This window comes from Arthrobacter sp. AD-310 (assembly GCF_054656615.1).
The window spans coordinates 20,544-42,732 of the sequence record NZ_BAAHNO010000040.1 but is presented as its reverse complement, the minus strand read 5'-3'; the positions used below and the strand labels follow the sequence as shown (position 1 = coordinate 42,732).

At 67.4% G+C, this 22,189-nt stretch carries 20 protein-coding genes; 14 read left to right on the top strand and 6 right to left on the bottom strand.

The features are described from left to right. Positions 1-301 precede the first annotated feature (301 nt). The 3 genes from ACYQ1Z_RS19200 to ACYQ1Z_RS19190 are packed head-to-tail and all read right to left on the bottom strand — an operon-like array spanning position 302 to position 6,044. Positions 302-3,778, bottom strand: a complete 3,477-nt coding sequence (locus ACYQ1Z_RS19200; RefSeq protein ID WP_459794144.1) for an ATP-binding protein — start codon at positions 3,776-3,778, stop codon at positions 302-304. Beyond that, a complete protein-coding gene (locus tag ACYQ1Z_RS19195) occupies positions 3,775-4,593 on the bottom strand; it encodes a DUF4194 domain-containing protein (protein ID WP_459794143.1) in 819 nt (272 codons plus the stop codon). Before ACYQ1Z_RS19195 ends, ACYQ1Z_RS19200 begins: the two co-directional genes overlap by 4 nt. 2 nt (positions 4,594-4,595) lie before the next feature. Beyond that, positions 4,596-6,044, bottom strand: a complete 1,449-nt coding sequence (locus ACYQ1Z_RS19190; RefSeq protein ID WP_459794142.1) for a DUF3375 family protein — start codon at positions 6,042-6,044, stop codon at positions 4,596-4,598. 264 nt (positions 6,045-6,308) lie between these two features. Between ACYQ1Z_RS19190 and ACYQ1Z_RS19185 the strand changes: the two genes are divergently transcribed. The 3 genes from ACYQ1Z_RS19185 to ACYQ1Z_RS19175 all read left to right on the top strand — a co-directional run bounded on the left by ACYQ1Z_RS19185 (position 6,309) and on the right by ACYQ1Z_RS19175 (position 9,556). Continuing rightward, positions 6,309-6,611, top strand: a complete 303-nt coding sequence (locus ACYQ1Z_RS19185) for a hypothetical protein (RefSeq protein ID WP_459794141.1) — start codon at positions 6,309-6,311, stop codon at positions 6,609-6,611. Between the two features lie 61 nt (positions 6,612-6,672). Continuing rightward, positions 6,673-8,673, top strand: coding sequence for an acyl-CoA dehydrogenase family protein (locus ACYQ1Z_RS19180; protein ID WP_459794140.1), 2,001 nt, complete (start codon positions 6,673-6,675; stop codon positions 8,671-8,673). Positions 8,674-8,737: 64 nt separating this feature from the next. Next, the gene (locus ACYQ1Z_RS19175; protein ID WP_459794139.1) at positions 8,738-9,556 is read left to right on the top strand and encodes a TIGR04086 family membrane protein; all 819 of its coding nucleotides are present in this window, start codon (positions 8,738-8,740) and stop codon (positions 9,554-9,556) included. A 14-nt stretch (positions 9,557-9,570) separates the two neighbouring features. Here the strand turns inward: ACYQ1Z_RS19175 and ACYQ1Z_RS19170 are convergent, their stop codons facing one another. Further along, positions 9,571-9,972 carry a YchJ family protein gene (locus ACYQ1Z_RS19170; RefSeq protein WP_459794138.1) on the bottom strand — a complete coding sequence of 134 codons (402 nt, stop codon included), beginning with the start codon at positions 9,970-9,972 and terminating at the stop codon, positions 9,571-9,573. A gap of 163 nt (positions 9,973-10,135) precedes the next feature. Here ACYQ1Z_RS19170 and ACYQ1Z_RS19165 point away from each other — a divergent pair, with 163 nt between their 5' ends. From ACYQ1Z_RS19165 to ACYQ1Z_RS19130, 8 genes are all read left to right on the top strand, one after another. Beyond that, complete coding sequence (locus tag ACYQ1Z_RS19165) at positions 10,136-10,912, top strand: hypothetical protein (RefSeq protein WP_459794137.1); 777 nt, start codon at positions 10,136-10,138, stop codon at positions 10,910-10,912. A gap of 5 nt (positions 10,913-10,917) precedes the next feature. Then, a complete protein-coding gene (locus ACYQ1Z_RS19160) occupies positions 10,918-11,922 on the top strand; it encodes an aldo/keto reductase family protein (protein WP_459794136.1) in 1,005 nt (334 codons plus the stop codon). Positions 11,923-11,924: 2 nt separating this feature from the next. Then, positions 11,925-12,779 (top strand): SDR family oxidoreductase, encoded by an 855-nt coding sequence (locus ACYQ1Z_RS19155; RefSeq protein ID WP_459794135.1) that lies wholly within the window; start codon positions 11,925-11,927, stop codon positions 12,777-12,779. Positions 12,780-12,876: 97 nt separating this feature from the next. Then, positions 12,877-14,001 (top strand): sulfite oxidase, encoded by a 1,125-nt coding sequence (locus tag ACYQ1Z_RS19150; protein ID WP_459794134.1) that lies wholly within the window; start codon positions 12,877-12,879, stop codon positions 13,999-14,001. Between the two features lie 46 nt (positions 14,002-14,047). Then, positions 14,048-14,431: an RNA-binding S4 domain-containing protein gene (locus ACYQ1Z_RS19145; RefSeq protein WP_459794133.1), complete on the top strand. Its 384-nt coding sequence runs from the start codon at positions 14,048-14,050 to the stop codon at positions 14,429-14,431. Beyond that, positions 14,428-15,933, top strand: a complete 1,506-nt coding sequence (locus ACYQ1Z_RS19140) for an amidohydrolase (protein WP_459794132.1) — start codon at positions 14,428-14,430, stop codon at positions 15,931-15,933. Before ACYQ1Z_RS19145 ends, ACYQ1Z_RS19140 begins: the two co-directional genes overlap by 4 nt. A gap of 118 nt (positions 15,934-16,051) precedes the next feature. Next, positions 16,052-16,669 carry a uracil-DNA glycosylase family protein gene (locus ACYQ1Z_RS19135; RefSeq protein WP_459794131.1) on the top strand — a complete coding sequence of 206 codons (618 nt, stop codon included), beginning with the start codon at positions 16,052-16,054 and terminating at the stop codon, positions 16,667-16,669. Between the two features lie 4 nt (positions 16,670-16,673). After that, on the top strand, positions 16,674-17,303 hold the full coding sequence (locus ACYQ1Z_RS19130; protein ID WP_459794130.1) for a hypothetical protein: 630 nt from the start codon (positions 16,674-16,676) through the stop codon (positions 17,301-17,303). A 5-nt stretch (positions 17,304-17,308) separates the two neighbouring features. On the opposite strand, the gene ACYQ1Z_RS19125 is transcribed toward ACYQ1Z_RS19130, so the two are convergent. Both ACYQ1Z_RS19125 and ACYQ1Z_RS19120 read right to left on the bottom strand, forming a co-directional pair. Continuing rightward, positions 17,309-18,553, bottom strand: coding sequence for a type II toxin-antitoxin system HipA family toxin (locus ACYQ1Z_RS19125; protein ID WP_459794129.1), 1,245 nt, complete (start codon positions 18,551-18,553; stop codon positions 17,309-17,311). Next, entirely contained in the window at positions 18,550-18,786 is a 237-nt protein-coding gene (locus tag ACYQ1Z_RS19120; protein ID WP_459794128.1) for a helix-turn-helix transcriptional regulator, read from the bottom strand. Before ACYQ1Z_RS19120 ends, ACYQ1Z_RS19125 begins: the two co-directional genes overlap by 4 nt. A 175-nt stretch (positions 18,787-18,961) precedes the next feature. On the opposite strand from ACYQ1Z_RS19120, the gene ACYQ1Z_RS19115 reads away from it, so the two are divergent. From ACYQ1Z_RS19115 to ACYQ1Z_RS19105, 3 genes are read left to right on the top strand one after another with little or no spacing between them, the layout of a single operon-like run. Next, positions 18,962-19,666, top strand: a complete 705-nt coding sequence (locus ACYQ1Z_RS19115; protein ID WP_459794127.1) for a FadR/GntR family transcriptional regulator — start codon at positions 18,962-18,964, stop codon at positions 19,664-19,666. A gap of 26 nt (positions 19,667-19,692) precedes the next feature. Next, on the top strand, positions 19,693-20,709 hold the full coding sequence (locus tag ACYQ1Z_RS19110) for an asparaginase (protein WP_459794126.1): 1,017 nt from the start codon (positions 19,693-19,695) through the stop codon (positions 20,707-20,709). Between the two features lie 55 nt (positions 20,710-20,764). After that, complete coding sequence (locus ACYQ1Z_RS19105; RefSeq protein WP_459794125.1) at positions 20,765-22,180, top strand: aspartate ammonia-lyase; 1,416 nt, start codon at positions 20,765-20,767, stop codon at positions 22,178-22,180. Positions 22,181-22,189: the final 9 nt, after the last annotated feature.

Genomic DNA, 22,189 nt, shown 5'->3' with positions numbered 1-22,189 from the left:
GCCGGACCTGCCCCGCTGCCCGAGGGAGTGCCGGCTGCGCAACTGGCGAGGGACAGCGCCGCGGCGGCGGATGCAGCAAGGAAAAAGGACGAGCGTTGTGCTGGACGCATTGGAAGGGCCTTTCAAGAGGACGCCGTCGTTCTCTTGGGGAACAATGCGGACCCAGCGTTCCGCAGTACCTATGGGAATTACTCTGGCGGGGTGAGTTGGTGAAGCCCAGAGTGGCATACCAAAAACACAGGCCACCAGAGCCCGGGCAATAAATCCATCAACTTGTTATATTCCGCGAATTGCAGTTATTTCACCGCAGTACGATGTCCACCGGGTTCGCCTCCGACCGCCAGGCTCCTTCCTCGCCCGGCCGGGGCTTAATGACCGGAGCGGTGAGGACGCCTGAGCGGTTGGTCCGCCGGTCCCGCAGGATTTCGGTGACGGAACCGAGGTGCCGGGACAGGTCGATCACGTTCTCCGGGGCGGCCAGCAGCAGCTGGAAGCCGAACTCGTGAAGTGCCTTGATACCGGCGCCGGCGAATTCCTCGGACGCCAGGACAAAGGCTTCATCCATCATCACGGTGCCGTAGGTGGTGAACCCCTGGTCGGCGATGCCCAGCTGGTAGCTCAGGGCAGCTGCCATGATGAACGCCGTGAAGCGCTGCCGCTCACCGCCGGACATCGACCCGGTATCGGCATGCATGAACACCTCGGTCTTCTTGCCGCTGTTCTTCCCGTTTGCACGGGCCCCCGTAACCTCGCGGTGCTCCTTGCACTGGATGAACAAATGCCCGCGGACATCCAGGACCTCCGCGCGCCAGCGCCGGTCCTCCGGAGCCTGCGACCCCAGCCGCTTCACCAGGGTTTCCAACGATTTGTAGCGGGCGGTCAGCTCTGCGTCCTCATCCCGTTCCTCGGTGCCGTCCGCCCGCCCGGCCTCCGCTTTGGCGGGCCGGGTGTGGCGCGCCTTCAGCGCGTTCTGGATGGCGTCCTTGAACTGCTTGGCCGTCGGCGGCAGGGTCTGCTTGATGTCGAGTTCCAGGTAGCTGCCCTCATGGAAGTTCACCTGGGACAGGATTCCGTTCAGCGGCAGGATCCGGCTGGTGATGGACCGGCGTTCCTCGTCCAGCAGGTGCAGCAGCGTGCTGAAGGACTCGTGCGTGCGCTGGTTGAAGAACTGCCGGAACTCGGCCTCCTGGGCGGGCAGGCCGTCGCTGACAATGGCGTGGTAACGGCTTTCGAACTCGCCGGCTGCGCCGATGCTGGTGCCGTGGTCCGCCGAAATGGCGCTGCCCCACTCGCGCACGAACCCCTCGAAGATCCGGGTCAGCCGCTCGGCGGTTGCCTGCCCGCGGGACTCGGCCGCATGCAGTTCACCCAGCAGCGCGGTCCGGACCCGGTTGGCCAGGTTATCCAGCTCGTGCATCTCCGTCACGTCGCCGAAGTCGGCGAAGTACGGTTCCAGCGCGGCAACGGTGGCGTCCGACGGCGGGGCCTGAGCCAGGCGTTCCCGGGCACCTTCCAGCAGCGAATCCGCGACCGTCAGCTGCCGGTCCAGGGCCTTGTACTCGCTTTGGAGGACGGCGGCCGACTCGGTGCTGGACTGGTGCTTCTGCCGCACTTCCTCAATGGTGGCGCGGAGCGGCTCCAGGTCGGCCTGGGCCGCCAGGGCGTCCTTGAGCCGCTGCTCAATCCTGGCCAGCTCATCGGATGCGACCGCGGCCGAGACCTGCTCCCACGAGCGGTCGTCCCCTGCAATCCGGCGCAGGGCGTCCAGCTGCCGGTTCATGCCCTGGTGCGAGTCCTCGCGGCTCTGCGCGAGCTCGGCGGCCTTGGCCACTTCCTGCCGGAGGTCCTCCACCTGGCCGGCGACGAGCTCCAGCTTGGCAGCATTGTCGAAGCCGAGCACATAGTCCTGGCGGCTGGTGAAGCGGTCGTCCTTCTCCACGGTGTGGCGGTTGCGCTTGACCACACCGCCCAGGCTCAGGCCCTTGTCCAGCGCGGCAAGTTCGTCCGGGTCCTCGACGCAGGGGTAGGCGAAGTCCAGCGCGATCCGCTCGCGGATCCAGGCGCCGGCCTCAGCAGCCGCACCGGAGGCGAGGATGTCCAGCTTGGTGAGCAGGTCGCCGTCGCGCGCATCCTCCACGGCCAAGGCGCCACCGGCGAGCGGTTTGGAGACGTCCACGGCCCGCAGCGCGCCGCGGACGTTGTGGTCATTCAGGTAGCGCGTGACGGCGCCGAAGTGCTCGCCGGGAACCAGCAGGGTGGTGGCGAGGCTGCGGAGTGCGCGTTCGGCGGCCGGCCGCCAGCGTTCCTCCCCCTCGGCGAGGTCCATGAGTTCGCCTGCGAACGGCATGCGGTCCTCGGGGATGCCGGTGGCGGCAGCGATCGCGGCGCGGTTTTCAATGCTCGACGGCGGCAGCAGCGACTTGCGCGTCTTCAGCGACACGAGCTCCTGCTCAGCCGCGGCAAGCTCGCGCTTCTTCGTCGCGTGGGCGTCAAACGCCTCAAACCGCAGCTCCTGGAGGGCCTGGGAATCGTCCTGCAGTTCCGCCGACCGTGCCGCCGCCTGCTCGTGCGCCTGCTCCCAGCCCGCCGCGGACCACGCAAGCTGCAGCCCGGCGTCGGCCAGCGCCTGCTGCGCCGCCTCCTCGACCTGCCGTTGCAGCTTCAGGCCCACGCGCGCGTTCTCGAGCGACTGCTCGATGGCGGAGATCGCGTTGCCGCCCTGGTTGTTGTAATCGGCTTCGAGCTGGCGCAGTTCCTTGGCGAGCGCGTCACGGACGGACCGCTCGGCAGCCAGCTCCTTGGCCTTCGCCTGGGCCAGCTCCTTGAACCGGGCCAGGGTTTTCTCGTGGACCGTGACCGAGAGCCGGTGCCGGTATGCCTCGAACTCCTCGCCGGCCAGCTCCCGCAGCCTGTTGGCGTCCAGGAGCGATTGTGCGTACTCACGGTTCAGGCCCGGGACCGGAGCGAGCTGGTCGCGCTGCTGCCGGACGTCCTCCAGCCGCTGCCGGATGGACATCAGGTTGCTGAATTCCTCCACCACGTCGTCGGCGGCCGCCAGCGTGGCCGGAGCGTCCAGCACCTGGTCGCGGAAGAACGTGTTCACGCTGCCGCCGAGGCCCTTGCCGGCCTGAATGACCCGCAGCAGCGGAAGCGCCTGGTCCGAGTTGATGCCCAGCAGCCGGCGGAACCGCTCCGCGAAGGCCTTATGGACGTCGAAGACCTGGGCGTGCGGGAAAATCGCCTCCAGAGACGCCTTGGTGAAGCGCTTGTCGGCAATGCCTTCCACGGCTTCCAGGTCCAGCGGCGTGCTGTCGATCAGGTAGAAGCGGCCCACACTGGACTCGGTGCCGTTCTTTGGCAGATCGAACAGGGCCGAGACCGTCACCCGTGTGCCGGCGGCGTTATCGAACGTCAGTGCGACGGCTGACCACGTGGCACCGGGCCGCTGGAAGGCACTCGCCGAGCCCTCGCCCACCGCTTTGTCGCCCACCTTGCCGCGCATGTATGTGAACGTGGTGCGCTTGTCCTCAACGGCACCGCCCGAGCGCTGCGCCGCCGCCTCGTTGGACCGCGGCCGCGCATCGAACACCCGAAGCATCGCATCGAACAGGGTGGACTTGCCGACGCCCGAGTTGCCCGTCAACAGGGTCCCGTCACGGTCCACATGCATCGTGTGCGCCCCATGGAACGTCCCCCAGTTCACCACCTGCACCAGCGCAAGCCGCATCTGGCCGGGGTTCGTCACGTCACCCATCGGAAGCATGCTCGCGATACTCACTTGGCTTCCTCCGTGTCGTCGTTGTCATCCCCGGTTGCGGCAGGCTCCCCTACGGGATCTGCGTCCAGGTCCAGGAGCGGCTCTGTGCCCGACTGGTCTGCTGATGCTGCTACCAGGGCTTCGATGTGGGCCGGGATGTCGCCGACGTTTTCGAAGGGGAGGGCCAGGGGCAGGGCGTTGGAGATGGTGTAGACGTCATCCAGGCCGGTGGGGAGGAGGAGTTGGCGGGCCAGGAGCTTGGTGATTGCACGCGTGACGACGTCCGAGTCACGGAGGGCGTCGTGCTGGCCGGCGGGCTGGTAGTGGGCCACGAGGTCCGCGATTTCCTCTCGGGTGATCGTGGGGTCCGTCTGGGCGGTGACGTGCCGGTCAAGGAGCAGTCGCAGCCGAAGGAGGACGATGGTTTCCACCCGGCTCAGTGCCCGCTGCTGGCGCAGGATGCTCGAACGGGCGCTCCCCCCAATCGCGTCGGGATCCACCGGACGCAGCACCGCGATCTTCCGCTCGTGGTCAAGCTGCAGGGCCAGGAACAGCTCCGACAGCCGGCTTCGCAGGATCACCTGGTTGTCCAGCAGGACGGTCCACAGTTTCTCGTCACGGCCGCCATCGACATACGGCCCCTTGAGCAGCTTCACCAGCGCCTGCCGCACCTTCATGGGCAGTACCCCCGTGTCGCCGGGGAACAGGGCCGCGCCGTCCACAAAGGTGTCCCGGGGCGAGACTGCACCGGCAAAAGAAGCCGCATGGGTTTCGGCCGGCTCAACCACCGGGCTGGGTGCAGACTCAACCACCGGCGTCGTGATTTCTTCAGTCATCGTCAATCCTTTGCGAGCGTGACCACCGGCAGGTAGGCCCTGCGTGTGGTGCCGTCAATCTGTTCAAAATCCAGGCCGTCCACGGCCCCGCGGTTAAATTCAGCTCCCGAGTGCAACGCTTCCGAGAGGAGGGCGCGGATGGAGTTGATGTGCTGCTCCTCCGGTGGCAGCTGCTGCCATGCCTCGGCGAGGGTCGCGGCCCCCGCCATGGCCGTCCGGATGACCGCCGGCTTGGCCTTGCCGGTCCTCGGCGAGCGCACGCGGTCGGAGTCGGTGAAGGAGATGGGGTCGGCGAGCTTCGGCGGGGCAGCGAATTCGTCCGGGTCGAAGAGCTTCACCATCGACAACGATTCGAACCCTGCGTTGTAGAGCACCGGTCCGGGCACCAGGCCTGGACGGTCGCGCTCATAGGGCATGGACCGGATAGCCTGCTCGGCTTCGCGGAGGACCTGGCGCAGCCGGACCGACTGACGGAAGTCATCGCTCTGGACGTAGGTGTTCAGGCTCTCGCTGAGCTTGCCGTAGATCCTCTGGATCTGGCTGTGCTGCTGCCGGAGCTCGGCCACCAGGTTCTTCAGCGTTTCCCGGTCCTCGGGGGACAGCTCGTCCGCGAACTGCCGGCTGAGCACCTCGCCGATCGCCGACCGGAACCGCAGCTGCTGCTGCGGGTCCTCCAGGAAGGCGGTGAATGAACGGAACGTCCTGCCCTCGGGGCTTTGCCGGAGCCTCTTGTCCGCTTCCAGTACCTGGGCCATGGTGGCACCCTTAGTGAGCGACTCCTCGATGATCTGGTTGCGCAGTTCGCCCACCAGCTCCTCGATCCGGTCACGCATCTTCTTGTAATCCGCGGGCAGGCTCGCAGCGAGGTCAAGGATGTTGCCGGCGGCCTCCACCGCTTCGTCGTCGTCGAGCAGCCCGTCGAAGTCGCCGCTGCTGATGTCCTGGATCAGCTGCTGCCGCTCCTCGATCTCCTCTTCCAGGGATTCCAGGCGCGCGCTCTGGTCCGGGTTGGTCTCGTTGGCAAGCTTCTCCACATCGCCCAGCAGCGTGCCCAGCCGGGACCCGTTCAGCGTGGAGCGCTCGCTGGACAGGCTGTCCAGGAAGGCGAGCACACGGGCGGCCGGCTCTGTCACTTCATACACAATCTGGCCGGACTGGTTCCGCCGGGTCAGGAACTGCCGGCGCGTCCATTCGTCGCCGAACGACTTTCCGTTCGCCCCGCCGCCCAGCCCGGGGTCCTGCCGGCGGAGCTCCTCAAGGAAGGAGTCGACGTCGGCATGGAACTCCTCGAGCGGCAGCTGCGGCCGGGTACGCGTAAAGGATGCCTGGAGCACGGCAATCACCCAGGGCGCCGACCGGGTCAACGCCCAGGCAGGTCCCTTGGTAAGGAGTTCGAGGTCCCGAAGCCGGGCGCTGATGGCGTCAGCGGATGACCTGGCGGAGCGGGGCACACACTCTCCTTGGGCTGTTCTGCGGGTGGGGATGGCAGGCAGGGACGCAAAAACTGCCACACACAAGGTTAACGCAGTGTCCGCGACCGCTCCGTGACCTACTGCGGGGTACTGTATCGATCCCATATCAACCGCCGTTTGCAGCTGTTGCGGCTCTGGCTGGCCGGGAGCAGGTTCTCCTACGCTTCTGCTACTGGCCGGTGCTTCTGCTACTGATCGGCCAGGGCAGCTTTTCGCCGTCGCAACGTCGCAACAGGGGGATCCATGCAGTTCGATATAAGCGCACTCGAAACAGGCACGCTGGTGTTCATCGGCACGCTGGTGTTTGCCCTCATCCTTGCAGCCTTCGTCCTCACAGCCGGGCTGATTGCGCTGGTACTTCTGGGCGTCGGGAAGCTGACGTGGATGGTGGTGGCCAACACGCTCCTGGCAATCGTGCACGGCATCAATTCGGCATGGGAGCAGGTGGTCCACCACGCGTCCACAGTGGACGTTGCCGGGGACTTCCAGGCGCAGCCCGCCCCTAGTACCGGAACCTACCCGCGGGTAATATTGAGGGACAGCTAAAGGGTTCTCCAACCCGGCGGATCCATGGCTACGGCGGCCGATCCGGCCAAGGAGATAACCCATGACCTCCGCAACTGACACCCCGTCCACCGAGGCCCCCGCCGAGGAAACTCCCGTTCCGGCCGGAAACATAGGCGCCGGCGCCACCGCCGCGGACGCCCGCGCGGTGGCCGAAGCCGCGCGGGAGTCCGGCTGGGACCGCCCCAGCTTCGCCAAAGGCCTCTACCTGGGCAGTTTCGACCTGGGCCTCGTCCACCCGTGGCCAACCCCCGATCCGGGGGATGTGGAAAGGGGTGAGGCGTTCATGGCCCGGCTTACCGAATTCGCACGGACCATGGACGGGCGCGTCATCGAGCGCGAGGCGAAGATCCCGGACCAATACATCCGCGGCCTCGCCGATCTTGGCGTCTTCGGCATGAAGATCCCGCGCGACTACGGTGGCCTCGGCCTCTCCCTGGTCTATTACGGGCGTGCCCTGGCCTTGCTCGGCAGCGTCCACCCCAGCCTCGGCGCACTGCTTTCGGCCCACCAGTCCATCGGCGTCCCGGAGCCGGTCAAGGTGTTCGGCACCGAGGAGCAAAAGCGTGAGTACCTGCCGCGCTGCGCCGCCGGCGCCATCACTGCTTTCCTGCTCACCGAGCCGGACGTGGGCAGCGATCCCGCCCGGATGGGCAGCACCGCGACGCCCACGGACGACGGCGAGGCGTACCTCCTCGACGGCGTGAAACTGTGGACCACCAACGGCGTGATCGCCGAACTGGTGGTGGTGATGGCGGTGGTGCCCGCCTACACCGGTCCGGACGGCACCCGGCACAAGGGCGGGATCAGCGCCTTCGTGGTCGAAATGGACTCCGCCGGCATCACCGTGGAAAACCGGAACGCGTTCATGGGCCTGCGTGGGATCGAAAACGGCGTTACCCGGTTCCACCAGGTCCGCGTGCCTGGGGCCAACCGGCTTGGACGCGAAGGCCAGGGCCTGAAAATTGCCCTGACCACGCTGAATACAGGCAGGCTCTCCATCCCGGCGCTGTGCGTGGCCTCGGGACGCTGGAGCCTGAAGATTGCCCGCGAGTGGTCGAACGCCCGGACACAATGGGGCCGGCCCGTGGGGCAACACGAGGCCGTGGGGAAAAAGATCGCCTTCATTGCCGCCTCCGCTTTCGCCCTGGACGCGGTCTTCGAACTGTCCGCCGAACTTGCCGACGCCGGCCAGAAAGACGTGCGGATCGAGGCGGCCCTGGCCAAGCTGTGGGCCACGGAGATCAGCTGCCGGATCGCCGACGAACTGGTCCAGATCCGCGGCGGCCGCGGTTTCGAAACCGCCGAATCGCTGGCCGCCCGCGGGGAACGGGCGGTCCCGGCCGAGCAGCAGCTGCGGGACCTGCGGATCAACAGGATCTTCGAAGGTTCCTCCGAAATCATGCGCCTGCTGATCGCCCGTGAAGCCGTGGACGCGCACCTGGCCGCCGCGGGCGACCTCGCGTCGATGGACGCGAGCCTGCAGGACAAGGCGAAGGCCGCCGTCGGCGCTTCCGGCTTCTACGCAAAGTGGCTGCCCAAACTCGTGGCCGGCGCCGGCATGGACCCGCGCTCGTACAGCGGGTTTGGCCGGCTCGCCAAGCACCTCCGGTTCGTGGAACGGTCCTCGCGCCGGCTGGCGCGCCAGACCTTCTACGGTATGGGCCGCTGGCAGGCGAAGATGGAGCGGAAGCAGGCCTTCCTTGGCCGCGTAGTCGACATCGGCGCCGAACTGTTCGCCATGACCGCCTGCTGCTCCCGTGCCGAAATGCTCCTGCACACCGCGCCGGAGCGGGCCGCGGGCGCGTACGAGCTCGCCGAAGCCTACTGCGAACAGGCGCGGGTGCGTGTGGAGGAGTACTTCGACCAGCTGTGGCGGAACACGGACGACGCCGACTCCGGGCTCACTCGCAAGGTCCTGGCCGGGGACTACACCTGGCTGGAGGAAGGCGTCCTGGACCAGTCCGAAGGCACCGGCCCGTGGATCGCCGATGCCTCTCCCGGGCCGTCCCGGAAGGACAACCTGCACCGCAAATACCGGTAAAACCGCAGGTCACAAAATAGTAAGCACGCTTGCTATCACTTCCCGGTGATGGTTGAGTTGAGCCATGAGCAGCTCAACGGACCCAGAGAACCTGCCTCCGCGGCGAGCCCGGGAGGACAACGACCGGAGCGGAAGTTACCGCGCCGCCGATGCGGACAGCCAGGGCACCCGCTCTTTTGACCAGGTGCCTGCAAGCGGCGCCGGGCCGGACTCCACCTACTCGGAGCGGCCTGCAGCCTACGCGGAACGGGACTACTCCCCCACAGTCGCCGCGCCCGCCGTGGACCCGAACCTCACGGACCGGCAGACCGCCGTCGCGCGCGAGAAGGAACAGTTCGGCGGGATCAAAGTGGGCTCTGCCTTCTTCGGCTGGCTGACAGCCACCGGCATGGCCGTCCTGCTGACTGCCCTGGTGGCTGCGGCCGGAACAGCCGTGGGCTTGGCCAACAACACGGACGTCAATGAGGCCGTCAACCAGGCCGCACAAAACAGCGGAACCGTAGGCCTGGTGGGCATTATCGTCCTGCTGGTGATCCTGTTCCTCTCCTATTACTGCGGCGGCTACGTGGCCGGCCGGATGGCGCGCTTCAACGGCGCCAAGCAAGGCCTGATGGTGTGGATTTGGGCGCTGATCGCCGCGATCATCGTTGCCGTCCTGGGAATGGTGGCCGGGCAGCAGTTCAACGTGCTCGCCAGCCTGAACAGCTTCCCCCGGATCCCCATCAACGAAGGCCAGCTGACCACCACCAGCATCATCGCCGCAGTTGTGGTTGCCCTGGTGGCCCTGGTGGGGGCGGTCCTGGGCGGCCTCGCAGGGATGAGGTTCCACCGGCGGGTGGACAAGGCAGGCTTCACGCCGGACAGCGACTACGACGACGAGTAGCCGGGATGGCGCCGTTAGGAGGAAAGGACGTCGCCATCCACGTAGAACCAGCGGCCGTCTTCCCGGACAAACCTGCTGAGTTCGTGCAGAACCCCGCGTTCGGTTCCGTGCCGGTAGCGGGCCTGGAATTCCACCGTCCCGGCGGTATCGAAGGGGCCGCCGGCTCCGGTGGACAGGATGTCCAGGCGTCGCCATTGCATATCCGGGTCCAGTTCCAGGTCCTTCGGGGCGGTGTCCGGGTGCCAGGTGCGGCGGAGGTACCCGGCGTTAAGCAGGGCGAAGGCACTGTACCGGGACCGCATCAGCTGCTCTGCCGTGGCTGCTTCCTCCGCCCCCGAATGGAACCGGCCGCAGCATTGCGCGTACTGCTCCCCGGACAGGCACACGCAATTCTCCTGCCCCGCACTCTTTGTCATACCGGGATGCTGTCATATCCGATAACAGCTTTGCTACAACCCCCGGCCCGCGGGCTAAGCCGGCGGCAAGGAGCACCAAAAATCCGTAAGGTGGAACCGGAACTGCGGCGGAAGCAGAGGGGCGCAGGAGCGGGCCGGTTCGCCCGTGGAGAGGAGAGATGACGTGGAAAACCCGGATACGCTCATCCTCAACCTGACGTTCCTGGGCACCGTGGGCGTCGCGGTCCTGATGTTCTTCATCCTCTTCCTGCTCGGCGTCGTCACCCTGGTGCTGGCCGGCGTAGGCCGCCTGGCCGCCGTCGTCATCATGGGACTGTTCCGCGGGCGGTCCCGCAAGGAGGACATCCCCCTGGTGCAGCTGTACGGAACCCGGCTGCACGATGCGCAGGAAGCGCCCGACGACGGTGCTGCCGCCGGCTCCTCCCCTCCGGCCAAGGCCGGGCTGCCCGGGCGCCTGTCCGGTAAGCCGGCCCGCGATTGGCGCGCCGCGTTGAAGCCCGCACACCTGAAATCGGCGGTCCGCGGCGCCGTCGAACACCACCCGGCGCTGACGGCGGCCCGGCGTGAACCGCCGGTCCTGGCCGAAGACTGGGCGTCCGCGGTTGCTGAAGCGGATGCCCGGGCCATCGCGCGGGCACGCGCAGCCGCGCCCGAGATCAAGCTCTCCGTGCGGGACCTGCCGGACCCAAAGGTGCCCGCCGACGAAGTGGTGGAGGTGGCGCCCCTGGTGGAGTCCACCCTGCATAACGAGCGGCCCCTGCATGAGGTGCCAAGGGCCTTCAAGAAGCCGCCGCCGCACCCGCCCCGGCTCGCGCCCCTGGACACCGGATCGCTTGTTTCCCTGACCGGGCCGCAGCAGGTCATCAAAGAGGCCGCGTCCAACGGTGCGCGGGAAACGCGAAAAAGCCCTTACCCTGAGCAACCATCTGGGCTAGCGTGAAACCCATGGAATTCAGGTACTTGGGAAACAGCGGCTTCAAGGTCTCCGAAATCACGTTCGGCAACTGGCTCACGCACGGCTCGCAGGTGGAAAACGACGTCGCCACCCAGTGTGTCCGGGCAGCCCTGGATGCAGGCATCAGCACCTTTGACACCGCCGACGTCTACGCGAACACCGCAGCGGAGACCGTCCTGGGCGAGGCGCTGAAGGGCGAACGCCGCGAGTCCCTCGAAATCTTCACCAAGGTCTACGGGCCCACCGGCCCCAAGGGCAAGAACGACCTGGGCCTGTCCCGCAAGCACATCATGGATTCCATCAACGGTTCGCTGCGCCGGCTGCAGACGGACTACATCGATCTCTACCAGGCCCACCGCTACGACTTCGAAACGCCGCTGGAAGAAACCATGCAGGCGTTCGCGGACATTGTCCGGCAGGGTAAGGCGTTGTACATCGGCGTCAGCGAATGGACCGCAGAGCAGCTCCGCGCCGGCCATGCCCTGTCCAGGGAACTCGGCTTCCAGCTCATCTCCAACCAGCCCCAATACTCGATGCTGTGGCGGGTCATCGAAGCTGAGGTTGTGCCCGCATCGGAGGAGCTGGGGGTTTCCCAGATCGTCTGGTCGCCGATGGCCCAGGGTGTCCTCAGCGGCAAGTACCTGCCGGGCCAGCCTGCACCGAAGGGCAGCCGCGCCACGGACGAAAAGGGCGGCGCCAGGATGATTGAGCGCTGGATGCGCGACGACGTCCTGAAGGGCGTGCAGGACCTCAAGCCGGTGGCCGAAGAAGCGGGCCTGTCCATGCCCCAGCTGGCCGTGGCCTGGGTGCTGCAGAACCCGAACGTCGCTTCAGCCATTGTGGGCGCCTCCCGGCCGGAGCAGATCGCGGACAGCGTGGCCGCCGCCGGCGTGAAGCTGGAGCCGGAGGTTCTGAAGCGGATCGATGACGCCATCGGTTCGCTCGCGGAGCGGGATCCCGCGCAGACCAAGTCGCCGGCAAAGCGGGAAGCTTAGGGATGGCAGCGGACCTCCCGGACCTTGCCGTCACCGGGTCAACCGGCGGCGTGGGCGGGATGGTGGCCCGGCAGCTTTCCGATTTAGGTTTCGCCCAGCGCCTGCTGGTCCGGAACCCGGCCCGTGCCCCCGAACTGGACCAGGCCGCCACCGCGGTGTGCAGTTATGGGGACACGGAGGCTGCCCGCCGCGCCCTTGAAGGGGTCCGGGTGCTGTTCATGGTCTCTGCTGCCGAAGCGGAGGACCGGCTGCAGCAGCATTACGCCTTCGTGGACGCCGCGGCCCAGGCCGGGGTGCAGCACGTGGTGTACACCTCCTTCTACAGTGCCGCCCCGGACGCCACGTTCACCCTGGCCCGGGACCACTACGCCACGGAGGAACGCATCAAGGCATCCGGAATGGAGTACACCTTCCTGCGGGACAACTTTTACCTCGACTTCCTGCCCCTGATGACGGACGAGGAAGGTGTCATCAAGGGTCCTGCCGGCGACGGCGCGTTCTCAGGCGTGGCCCGCGAAGACATCGCAGGCAGCGCCGTCGCCGTGCTGCGCGACCCCGCGATCCACAAGGGCAAGACTTACAACCTGACCGGCCCCGAAGAACTCACCATGGCACGGGCCGCGGAGATCATCACCAAGGGGACCGGCAGGACCGTGACCTACCGGGCCGAAACGGTGGAGGAAGCCTATGCCTCACGGGCCGTCTACAACGCGCCCAAGTGGCAGGTCGACGCCTGGGTGAGCACGTACACCGCCATAGCTGCAGGTGAAATGGCAGGCGTCTCGACGGATGTGCACGGCCTGACGGGCCAGGACCCGATCAGCCTCGAGGAGTTCCTGACCCGGCCTGTGCTGTAGCTTGTCTTGGGTCTTTTGGCGTTGACGGGTGCCCGGGGCGGGCGTAAACCAGAGGCAAGGAAGCACAACCCCGCCCGTCCCACAGAATCGCAGCGCCATGACGCAAATCGACCACAACCTGCCCTCCACACCTGCTGAAGCTCCGGATCCGCCGGATCTCCCGGGTGGCGGGCCCACTGCCGGCCCGCTCACCCGCGAGGAGCTCCAGCTGTCAGCCCGGAACCACTCGATGCCGCTGGAAGCGCTGCGGCGCGAAGTCACTCCCCCGGGGCTGCATTACGTCCTGACGCACTTCGACATTCCGGATATCGACGGCGGTTCCTGGCACCTGCGGATCAGCGGGGCCGTGGAGCGGGCACTGGAGCTGAGCATGGCGGCCCTGCGCCGGGATCCGGCCATCACCGTGCCAGTCACGCTGGAGTGCGCGGGCAACGGGCGCTCCCTGCTTTCGCCGCGGCCGATGAGCCAGCCGTGGGGCCAGGAAGGTGTGGGAACCGCGCACTGGACCGGGGTTCCCCTGGCCTACCTGCTCGGTAAGGCCGGGGTGCTGCACAACGCTGTCGAGGTGGTCTTCACCGGTGCAGACGCCGGGGTGCAGGGCGGCGTCCCCCACCATTACGCACGCAGCCTGCCGGTCCATGAGGCGCTGCGTGCCGACGTCGTGCTCGCCTACAAAATGAACGGCGCCGAATTGCCGCCCCAGCATGGCTACCCGCTCCGGCTGGTGGTTCCCGGCTGGTACGGCATGGCCAGCGTGAAGTGGCTGAAATCCATTGAAGTGGTCACCTCGCCGTTCACCGGGTTCCAGCAGCAGGTCGCCTACCGCTACCAGCAGTCAGCGGACGACGCCGGCACGCCTGTTTCACGGATCAGGGTGCGTTCGCTGATGGTTCCGCCGGGCGTCCCGGACTTCTTCACCCGGAAACGGATCCTCGGTCCCGGCCCCGTCCTGCTGCAGGGGCGGGCCTGGTCCGGCGAGGGTGCCGTGACAGGGGTCGAGGTCGGGATTGACGGCACCTGGCTGCCGGCACAGCTGGAAAAGCCGGTGGGTGGATACGCGTGGCGGAAGTGGACACTGCCGTGGATCGCCGAGCCGGGCGGGCACGTGCTGTCCTGCCGCGCCACCGATGCCACCGGGGCGGTCCAGCCCCTGGAGCAGAACTGGAACTACCAGGGGATGGGCAACAACATGGTGCAGCGGATCAGCGTCACTGTGGAGTAGGCCAGGGCTGGTTACGAAGGCGCCGGGGCTATACTCGGTGCCAATCATGACCAGCCTTCCTTCCGCCCCCGCCAGTGTCCGCATCGATGCATGGCTGTGGTCGATCCGCGCCTACAAGACCCGTTCCGCGGCGACTGCCGCTTGCCGCGCCGGGCATGTCCGGTTGAACGGCAGCCCGTCCAAGGCCTCCGCCACGCTCGTGACGGGCGATACCGTGACGGTCCGGATGCCCGGCTACGAACGGATCCTTGAAGTCCGCCGGCTGATTGCAAAGCGTGTCGGTGCCGAGGCCGCCTCGCACTGTTTCACGGACCACACGCCGCCGCGCCCTCTCGCGCCGGCGCTCGGCCTGCCGCAGCGCGACAGGGGCGCGGGGCGGCCCACCAAGAAGGACCGCCGCGAAATGGAGCGGCTCCGGGGCCCGGCGTGACAGGCGCCGGTACGGACCTGGTCCTGGCATCCGTACTCAGGCCGGGGTCGCATTCCCTGCTGGATGTCCACGTCCGCTACGGGTCCATCGCCGGCATCTGCCCTGCGGGGACCCCCGTTGACGGTTCCCGGCAGGTCCGCACCATCGACTGCGGCGGCAGGTACCTCATTCCCGGGTTGTGGGATGAGCATGTCCATATGACGCAGTGGGCCATGCACGCGAACAGGCTTGACCTCTCTGCGGCAACGACCGCCCGCGCGGCTGCCGCCGCCGTCGGACGTTTTATCGGTCGGTTCCGTGACGGTGACGACGGTGCCCCGCTGACGGCCGTGGGCGTGGGGTTCCGCGACGCGCTTTGGCCGGATGCGCCGTCGCTGGCCCTGCTGGATGCCGCGACCGGCGGCCGGCCAACCGCCCTGATCAGCCACGATCTGCACTGTGTTTGGGTGAACACCGCGGCCGCGCGGCGGTTCGGGCTGGAGGTAGCGGCGTCGGGGCTGCTGCGGGAAGAGCCCGCGTTCCGCCTGACACGCGACCTGGGCCGGCTGCCGGATGAGCTTGTGGACGGCTGGGTGGACGCCGCTGCCCGGGCTGCGGCCGCCCGTGGCGTGGTGGGCGTGGTGGATTTCGAGATGACGTGGAACCGCGACCCGTGGCTGCGCCGGATGGCCGGCGGCTTCGATGCGCTGCGGGTGGAGGCGGGCGTCTACCCGCAGGACCTGGACCGCGCGGTTGCGGACGGAATGCGGACGGGCCTGGACATTGCCGGGAGCGGCGGCCTGCTGCGCGTCGGTCCGCTGAAGGTGCTGATCGATGGGTCGTTGAACACCCGGACCGCCTACTGTGTGGACCCCTACCCGTTTGGCGGGCACGGGCTGCTAACCGTTCCCGTGGACGAGTTGCGCGCCCTTCTGAGGCGGGCAGCGGACACCGGTTTCCTCCCCGCAGTGCACGCCATTGGCGACGCCGCGAACCAGGTGGCCCTGGATGCCTTTGAATGGTCCGGGAGCGGCGGCCGGATCGAGCACGCGCAGTTTGTCCGGCGGGAGGACCTTGCCCGCTTCGGGCGCCTGGGCGTGGTGGCCAGCGTACAGCCGGTGCACGCGCTGGACGACCGGGACGCCGCCGACGCCAACTGGGCGGGGCGGACGGAGCGCGCGTTCCCGCTGCGTTCGCTGCTGGACGCGGGAGCGTCACTGGCTTTGGGCTCGGACGCGCCGGTGGCTCCGCTGGATCCATGGGCCGCGATATCGGCGGCCACCACACGGTCGGCCTTTGACGGGCGGGAACCGTGGCAGCCCCAGGAAGCCATTACGCGGGAGCAGGCGTTGGCTGCCTCCAGCCGCAGGCGCGGCGTGGTCCTTGAGGGCGGCCCGGCCGATCTGGTGCTGCTGGACGCCGATCCGCTCTCGGTTCCCGATGCCGGGCTGGCCGGCATGCCGGTCGCGGCCACGCTGGTGGCCGGGCGCGTGACGTGCGACGGCGGGTGGGCCGGCCCGTAGGATCCCGCGCCAGGATTTCCCGGACAGCGCACAAATTCCCGTGCCCACCCTCAGGACCGAAAGCGTAAAGTGGCTTAAGACGCCTGACTCTGGACGCCGTGCTGCTTAGGGAGACATCGTGACGATTGATTGGGACGAAAAAAAGGCCCTGCTACAGGAACCGAATATCGCGAAGGTGACCCAGCTTTGCGACGAACTTATGGAAAAGAAGCCCGGCTCGATCGTCCCCTACATCGATCCAGTGCACGACGAAGATGAATGCAGGATCGTCACCCTCCAGGGCAGCCCGGGCAAGGGGACGGAGTCAGGATTCGTCTCCCACAACAATGATGATGAGGCCGCGCGGCGGGCCACCCAGATCTACGAACTGGCCGAACTTGACCCCCGTTACGTGATGCCGTGGAACGCCTACCCCTGGGTGCGGGAGCCCGGTAGCCCGTCGGCCCTGAGCGTGCAGGAAAAGACGGACGGGCTGCGCCCCTTCCGCCAGTTCCTGAAGATCAACTCCCGCGTCTCAGCCATCATCGCGCACGGAACGGACGCCTCCACGTTCCTCACCCTCTACGAGAAGACCTACCATTCGCCGCTGAAGGACGCCGGCATCAAGGTCTACAAAGCCACTGCACTCGGCGGCCGCGCCTTCGCCGTATCGGAAGCGAAACAGGAAGAACTTTTGGCCAAAAACGTGGAGGTCTACAAGGACGCGATGCAGCGGGCAGGCATCCAGCATCTCTGACGCAGTGCGGGACGTGATCGGCTGGCTCCTCCAAGGCGACCCTGCCATCCGGTGGCAGGTCCTGCGTGACCTCACCGATGCTTCTGCCGGTGACATCGCCACCGAGCGAAGCCGCGTTGCCACAACAGGCTGGGGGCGGCTGGTCGGGGACCAGCTGGACGATGGCGGCTGGAACTGCGAAGCGGAACGGGGCTCCACGCGGTCGTCATTCCACAGCACCATCTGCGTCCTGGAAGGCCTGCTCGAATACGAGCAGGCCACCGGTGGGACGCCAGCATCCCGGGCTGCCCGGAGGGCCGGCGGGGAGTACCTCCTGGATCGGAAACTGCTGCGGCGTCAATCTACCGGCGACCTCATCAGTGAAGACTGGCTGCGCTTCTCGTATCCGACCCGCTGGTATTATGACGTCCTCCGCGGCCTGGACTACTTCCGCGCCGACGGCATCGGCCCGGACCCGCGCCTCGGCGAGGCAGTGGAGGTGGTCCGGTCAAAGCAGCAACCGGACGGCGCATGGCTCCTGGAAAACACCCACGCCGGGAAGGTCCATTTCCCGCTCGAGGACGGCGACGGAAAACCCAGCCGCTGGAACACGCTGCGCGCCCTTCGTGTCCTCCGCTGGTATGGACGCCGCTGACGGGCTTACCCTTCCAGCAGCCGGCGGCGGTGCTTCAGCTCCTTGACCCACGCCCGGGTGACCATGTCCGGGAAGGGTGCGCCGCCGTCGCCGTTCCCTTTCTGCCCGTTCACGACGGCGAAGGCCGCTCCAGCCTCAAGGTCGGCGATCAGCGGTCCGGACGCGTTGAGCGCCAGTTCGAGTACCTTGAGGGCGGCGCGGTCCGGCAACCCGAGCTCCGTTGCCCAGCCCAGGAAGTGGCGGCGGGAGATGCCCGTGCGTTTGCCTCCCATGGTCAGGGCGAGGGTCTTGTCGCCATAGACCACTGTGGAGGGGATGTCGTAAACCGGGGCGATGACCCATTCGCCGTGCGGCTGCCGGACCATGGAGACGTTCTTGGCGTGGAGGTCGCCGTTGCCGGTCAACCAGGCGAAGGCTCCCTGGATGGCCAGGTTCCGCAAGGCCGGCAGGGGCGCGGAGCAGTGGTGAGCGAGCGCGTGGCAGACCTGGCCGTACGACACGTTGTACTTGTCCGCCGGATAGAGCTTGAGCACCTGGGCCCCGTCCTCGACAGCGAGGCGCAGCACATCGTCCGGTCCGCCACCCGGTGCCGGGACGCGGTCGAAGCGCTCCACCAGCAGGCCGGGACGGCCGGAGACATCACGGATCATCCGCACCCGGCTGAGCGGGATCCTCAGCTTCGCGGCGTACCGGAACATCACCAGTTCGTTCTCCACCACGTGCGGGAACTCCGGGGCGTTGAGCTTCAGGATGAACCGTTTCCCCGTGCTTGCCACCGGGAGGCTGATCATTCCGGCGGACAGCTTGTCCTGGACGCCGGCGAGCGCCACCGGGTCGATCAGGTCCGGGTCTCCCAGCAGCTGGTCGAAGTCGACAGGCAGTTTCGGGTCCAGCCGGACGGCGTGCTCGTCCGGGTCCAGTGGTTCGCCATGGCCCACAATCTGCACGTCGCCCACAGGGTTCCCACCCGCGGCGATGAGCAGCGATAGGTCGTCATCGGCGCTGGTTTTGATCGACCGCCGCAGCGCATTGAGCCGGCGGCCCTCCGGGAGCAGGCCCGTGAAGTAGGGCGGAGCGGCTCCGGCGGCCGAGAGCACTGGCTCGGCGGTCAGCGGCAGGGAAGTTGCGACGGCGGGTCCCCCGCTCTGGAGATAGGCCGGCAGGTAGGTGAAGCGGGTTCCGCCGCCGTGCCGCTCCAGCCGGGCAGCGAGGACACCCGCCTTGTAGATGTCCGCGACGCGGTGCCTCATGGCTGGCTCTCCTGGGTAACACCACCGCGCCGTCGGGTGGCAACCTGAAGCTCCAGGCCGAGGGTTTCCAACACCGCAAGGAGTGAGTCCAGCTGCACGCTCGGCTTTCCCTGCTCGACGAAGCGGACAAAGCGCTCGGAAACCCCTGCCATGTCAGCGAGGTCCCGCTGGGTCAGCCGAAGCCCCCTTCTCCTCGCCCGGATCTCGCCCGCAAGCACAGCCGTGAAAGACATCGTCAACGCTGCGCGCAGGTACGATCGTGCCGGTTCTTCATATGGGTCAGCCTACTCGCACTCCATCCGCGCAAGGAAGAGCAGAAGCGACACGTTCGTTCCGATTTATGCGCCTGAGGCTACGGGTGGGCGGTCCGCGATTGACACACGTTGTGACCGGTGCCATATTTAAAGCGTGAACCTGTCAGACAGCCGGACAGCAGGACCGCCTGTGGTCCCCCTAGCACGGCTTAGCGCCGCAGAGGCGGTCTTCAACGCCATCCGCGGCGACATTGAGTCCGGTGTATTCCCGGTGGGCAGCAAGCTCAACTCGGAGGCCGCACTGGCGCAAAATTACGGCGTCAGCCGCTCCGTGATCCGGGAAGCCCTCCGCTCCTGCACCGCCCTGGGCCTGACAGTCACGAAGACGGGCAAGGGCACGTTCGTGGTTGCCGACAAGGTGGCCAACGACCTCACCCTCGGCCAGTACTCCGCGCGGGACCTGACCGAGGCCCGTCCGCACATCGAGGTCCCGGCCGCCGGCCTCGCCGCCGAACGCCGCACAGCCGAAGAACTCGAGACCCTTCGCCAGCTTGTCGCATCAATGGCCGAGGAGAACGATCCCGAAGCCTGGGTCACCCTGGACTCCAGCTTCCACGCGGCCATAGCCCGCGCCAGCGGCAACAAAGTGTTCGCCAGCGTGGTGGCGGACATCCGCGACGCCCTCGCCCACCAGTCCGAAACCCTGAACATGGTGGCCGACCGGCAGCACGCATCCGACATTGAACACCAGCGGATCCTCGCAGCCATCGAGGCAGGTTCCGCGGAAGCTGCCCGTGACGCCATGGCCTCGCACCTGGACGCCGTGGGCCAGGCCCTCGATTCGATCCTGAACAACTAACAAGCAACCACCCCTTCAAGGACCCCATGCACTCCCCTGCGTTTTCTGCTGCCCGCACTGCTGCCCCGGCCCCACAAAGCCTGCCGCAGCACACTCCCCTGGTCGCCGCCGTCCGCGACGGCCTGGTGGAGAGTATCCACTACGGCTCCGCGGTTGCCCTGGACGCGGACGGCACACCCGTGGCAACGGCAGGCGACCCGGACGCACCGTTCTACCCGCGTTCCTCGCTCAAGCCACTGCAGGCCGTAGCCATGGTGCGGGCCGGCCTTGAGCTGCCGGCGGACCTCCTGGCCCTGGCCGCCGCCAGCCACTCCGGTGCAACGGAACACCGCGACGGAGCCCTGCGCATCCTTGAACTGCACGGCCTGAGCATCACCGACCTGGAAAACAGCACTGATCTCCCCTACGGCACCAGCGAACGCGAGGACTGGCTCCGCGGCGGGGGAAGCACCACCCAGCTGACCCAGAACTGCTCCGGCAAGCACGCCGCCATGGCCGCGACGTGCGTCATCAACGGCTGGCCGGTCCGGGGCTACCTGCACCCGGAACACCCGCTGCAGCAGCTGGCCCGCGACACCATCACCGGACTGACCGGCGAAGAACCAACGGCAGTAAGCACCGACGGGTGCGGCACTCCCTTGTTCGCGCTGACCCTGCACGGCATGGCGCGCGCCTTCGGCCGCATCGCCCGCGCGGCTGCGCTCGACGACGCAAGCGCGGAAGCCGCCGTCGGCCTCGCCATCCAGCACCACCCGAACATGGTGGCAGGTGAGGGGCGGGACGTTACCGAACTCATCCGGCGGCTCCCCGGTGCCGTGGCCAAGGATGGCTTCGAGGGCGTGCAGCTTGTGGGCCTCGCGGACGGCAGCGCCGTGGCCGTGAAGATTTCCGACGGCGGCGACCGCGCCCGGATGCCCGCCACGGTACGGCTGCTGGAGGCGCTGGGTGTGGACCCCGCGCCGCTCGCCTCCATCGCCACCGCACCCGTCCTGGGCGGCGGCCACCAGGTAGGCCTGCTGCAGGCCACCGACTTCCTGAACTAACACGCTTCCTCCCTAACCCTGTCCGAACCCGACAACGACGCCACGTAAGGACCCCATGACCACCACCGCAACCACCACGGATGTCCGGTCCGAGCACGACCTGCTCGGCGACCGCGACGTCCCCGCCGGCGCGTACTGGGGCGTGCACACCCTGCGCGCTGTGGAGAACTTCCCCATCACGGGGCAGAAACTCTCCTCCAACATGCACCTGGTCCGCGGCCTCGCCGCCGTAAAGCTTGCAGCGGCCAGGACCAACCGGGAACTCGGCCTGCTGGACGCTGAACGCGCCGACGCCATTGAACAGGCCTGCCGCGACATCCTGGACGGCCGGCTCGCGGACCAGTTCGTGGTGGACGTCATCCAGGGCGGCGCCGGAACGTCCTCCAACATGAACGCCAACGAGGTCATCGCCAACCGCGCCCTGGAAATCCTCGGTCACCCCAAAGGCGACTACGCCCGGCTGCACCCCAACGACCACGTCAACCTCAGCCAGTCCACCAACGACGTCTACCCCACCGCCGTGAAGCTGGGCACCATCTTCGCCGCCCGGGAACTCCTGGACGCCCTGGCCGAACTCGAAGAAGCCTGCGCGGAGAAGGCCCTGGAGTTCCGCACGGTCGTGAAAATGGGCCGGACGCAGCTGCAGGACGCCGTCCCCATGACCCTCGGCCAGGAATTCGGCACCTACGCCATCACGATCGGCGAAGACCGGCTCCGGCTGGCCGAAGCCGAACTCCTGATCCACGAAATCAACCTGGGCGCCACCGCCATCGGGACAGGCCTGAACGCCCCCGCCGGCTACGCCGACGCAGCCTGCCGGCACCTGGCCGAGGTCACCGGCCTGCCCCTGGTCACCGCCGTCGACCTCATCGAGGCGACCCAGGACGTGGGCGCGTTCGTGCACCTCTCCGGCGTGCTCAAGCGCGTGGCCGTCAAGCTGTCCAAGATCTGCAACGACCTTCGCCTGCTGTCCTCCGGCCCCCGCGCCGGCCTGGGCGAAATCAACCTGCCGGCCGTACAGTCCGGCTCCTCCATCATGCCCGGCAAGATCAACCCGGTGATCCCGGAAGTAGTCTCGCAGGTGGCCTACGAAGTCATCGGCAACGACGTCACCATCACCATGGCCGCCGAAGCCGGGCAACTCCAGCTCAACGCCTTCGAACCCGTCATTGTCCACAGCCTCCACAAGAGCATCTCCCACCTCGAAGCAGCCTGCCGGACCCTCACCGCCCGCTGCATCCGCGGGATCACCGCCAACACTGAACACCTCCGCGTCACCGTGGAGCAGTCCATCGGCCTGGTCACCGCACTCAACCCCCACCTGGGCTACGCCACTGCCACCGCTATCGCCAAGGAAGCCCTGGCCACCGGCAAGGGCGTGGCCGAACTCGTCCTCGAGCACGGGCTCCTCACCTCCACCCAACTGGAGGAACTGCTGAGCCCCGAACGCCTCGCCAACCTGAGCAAGTAACAATCCCCC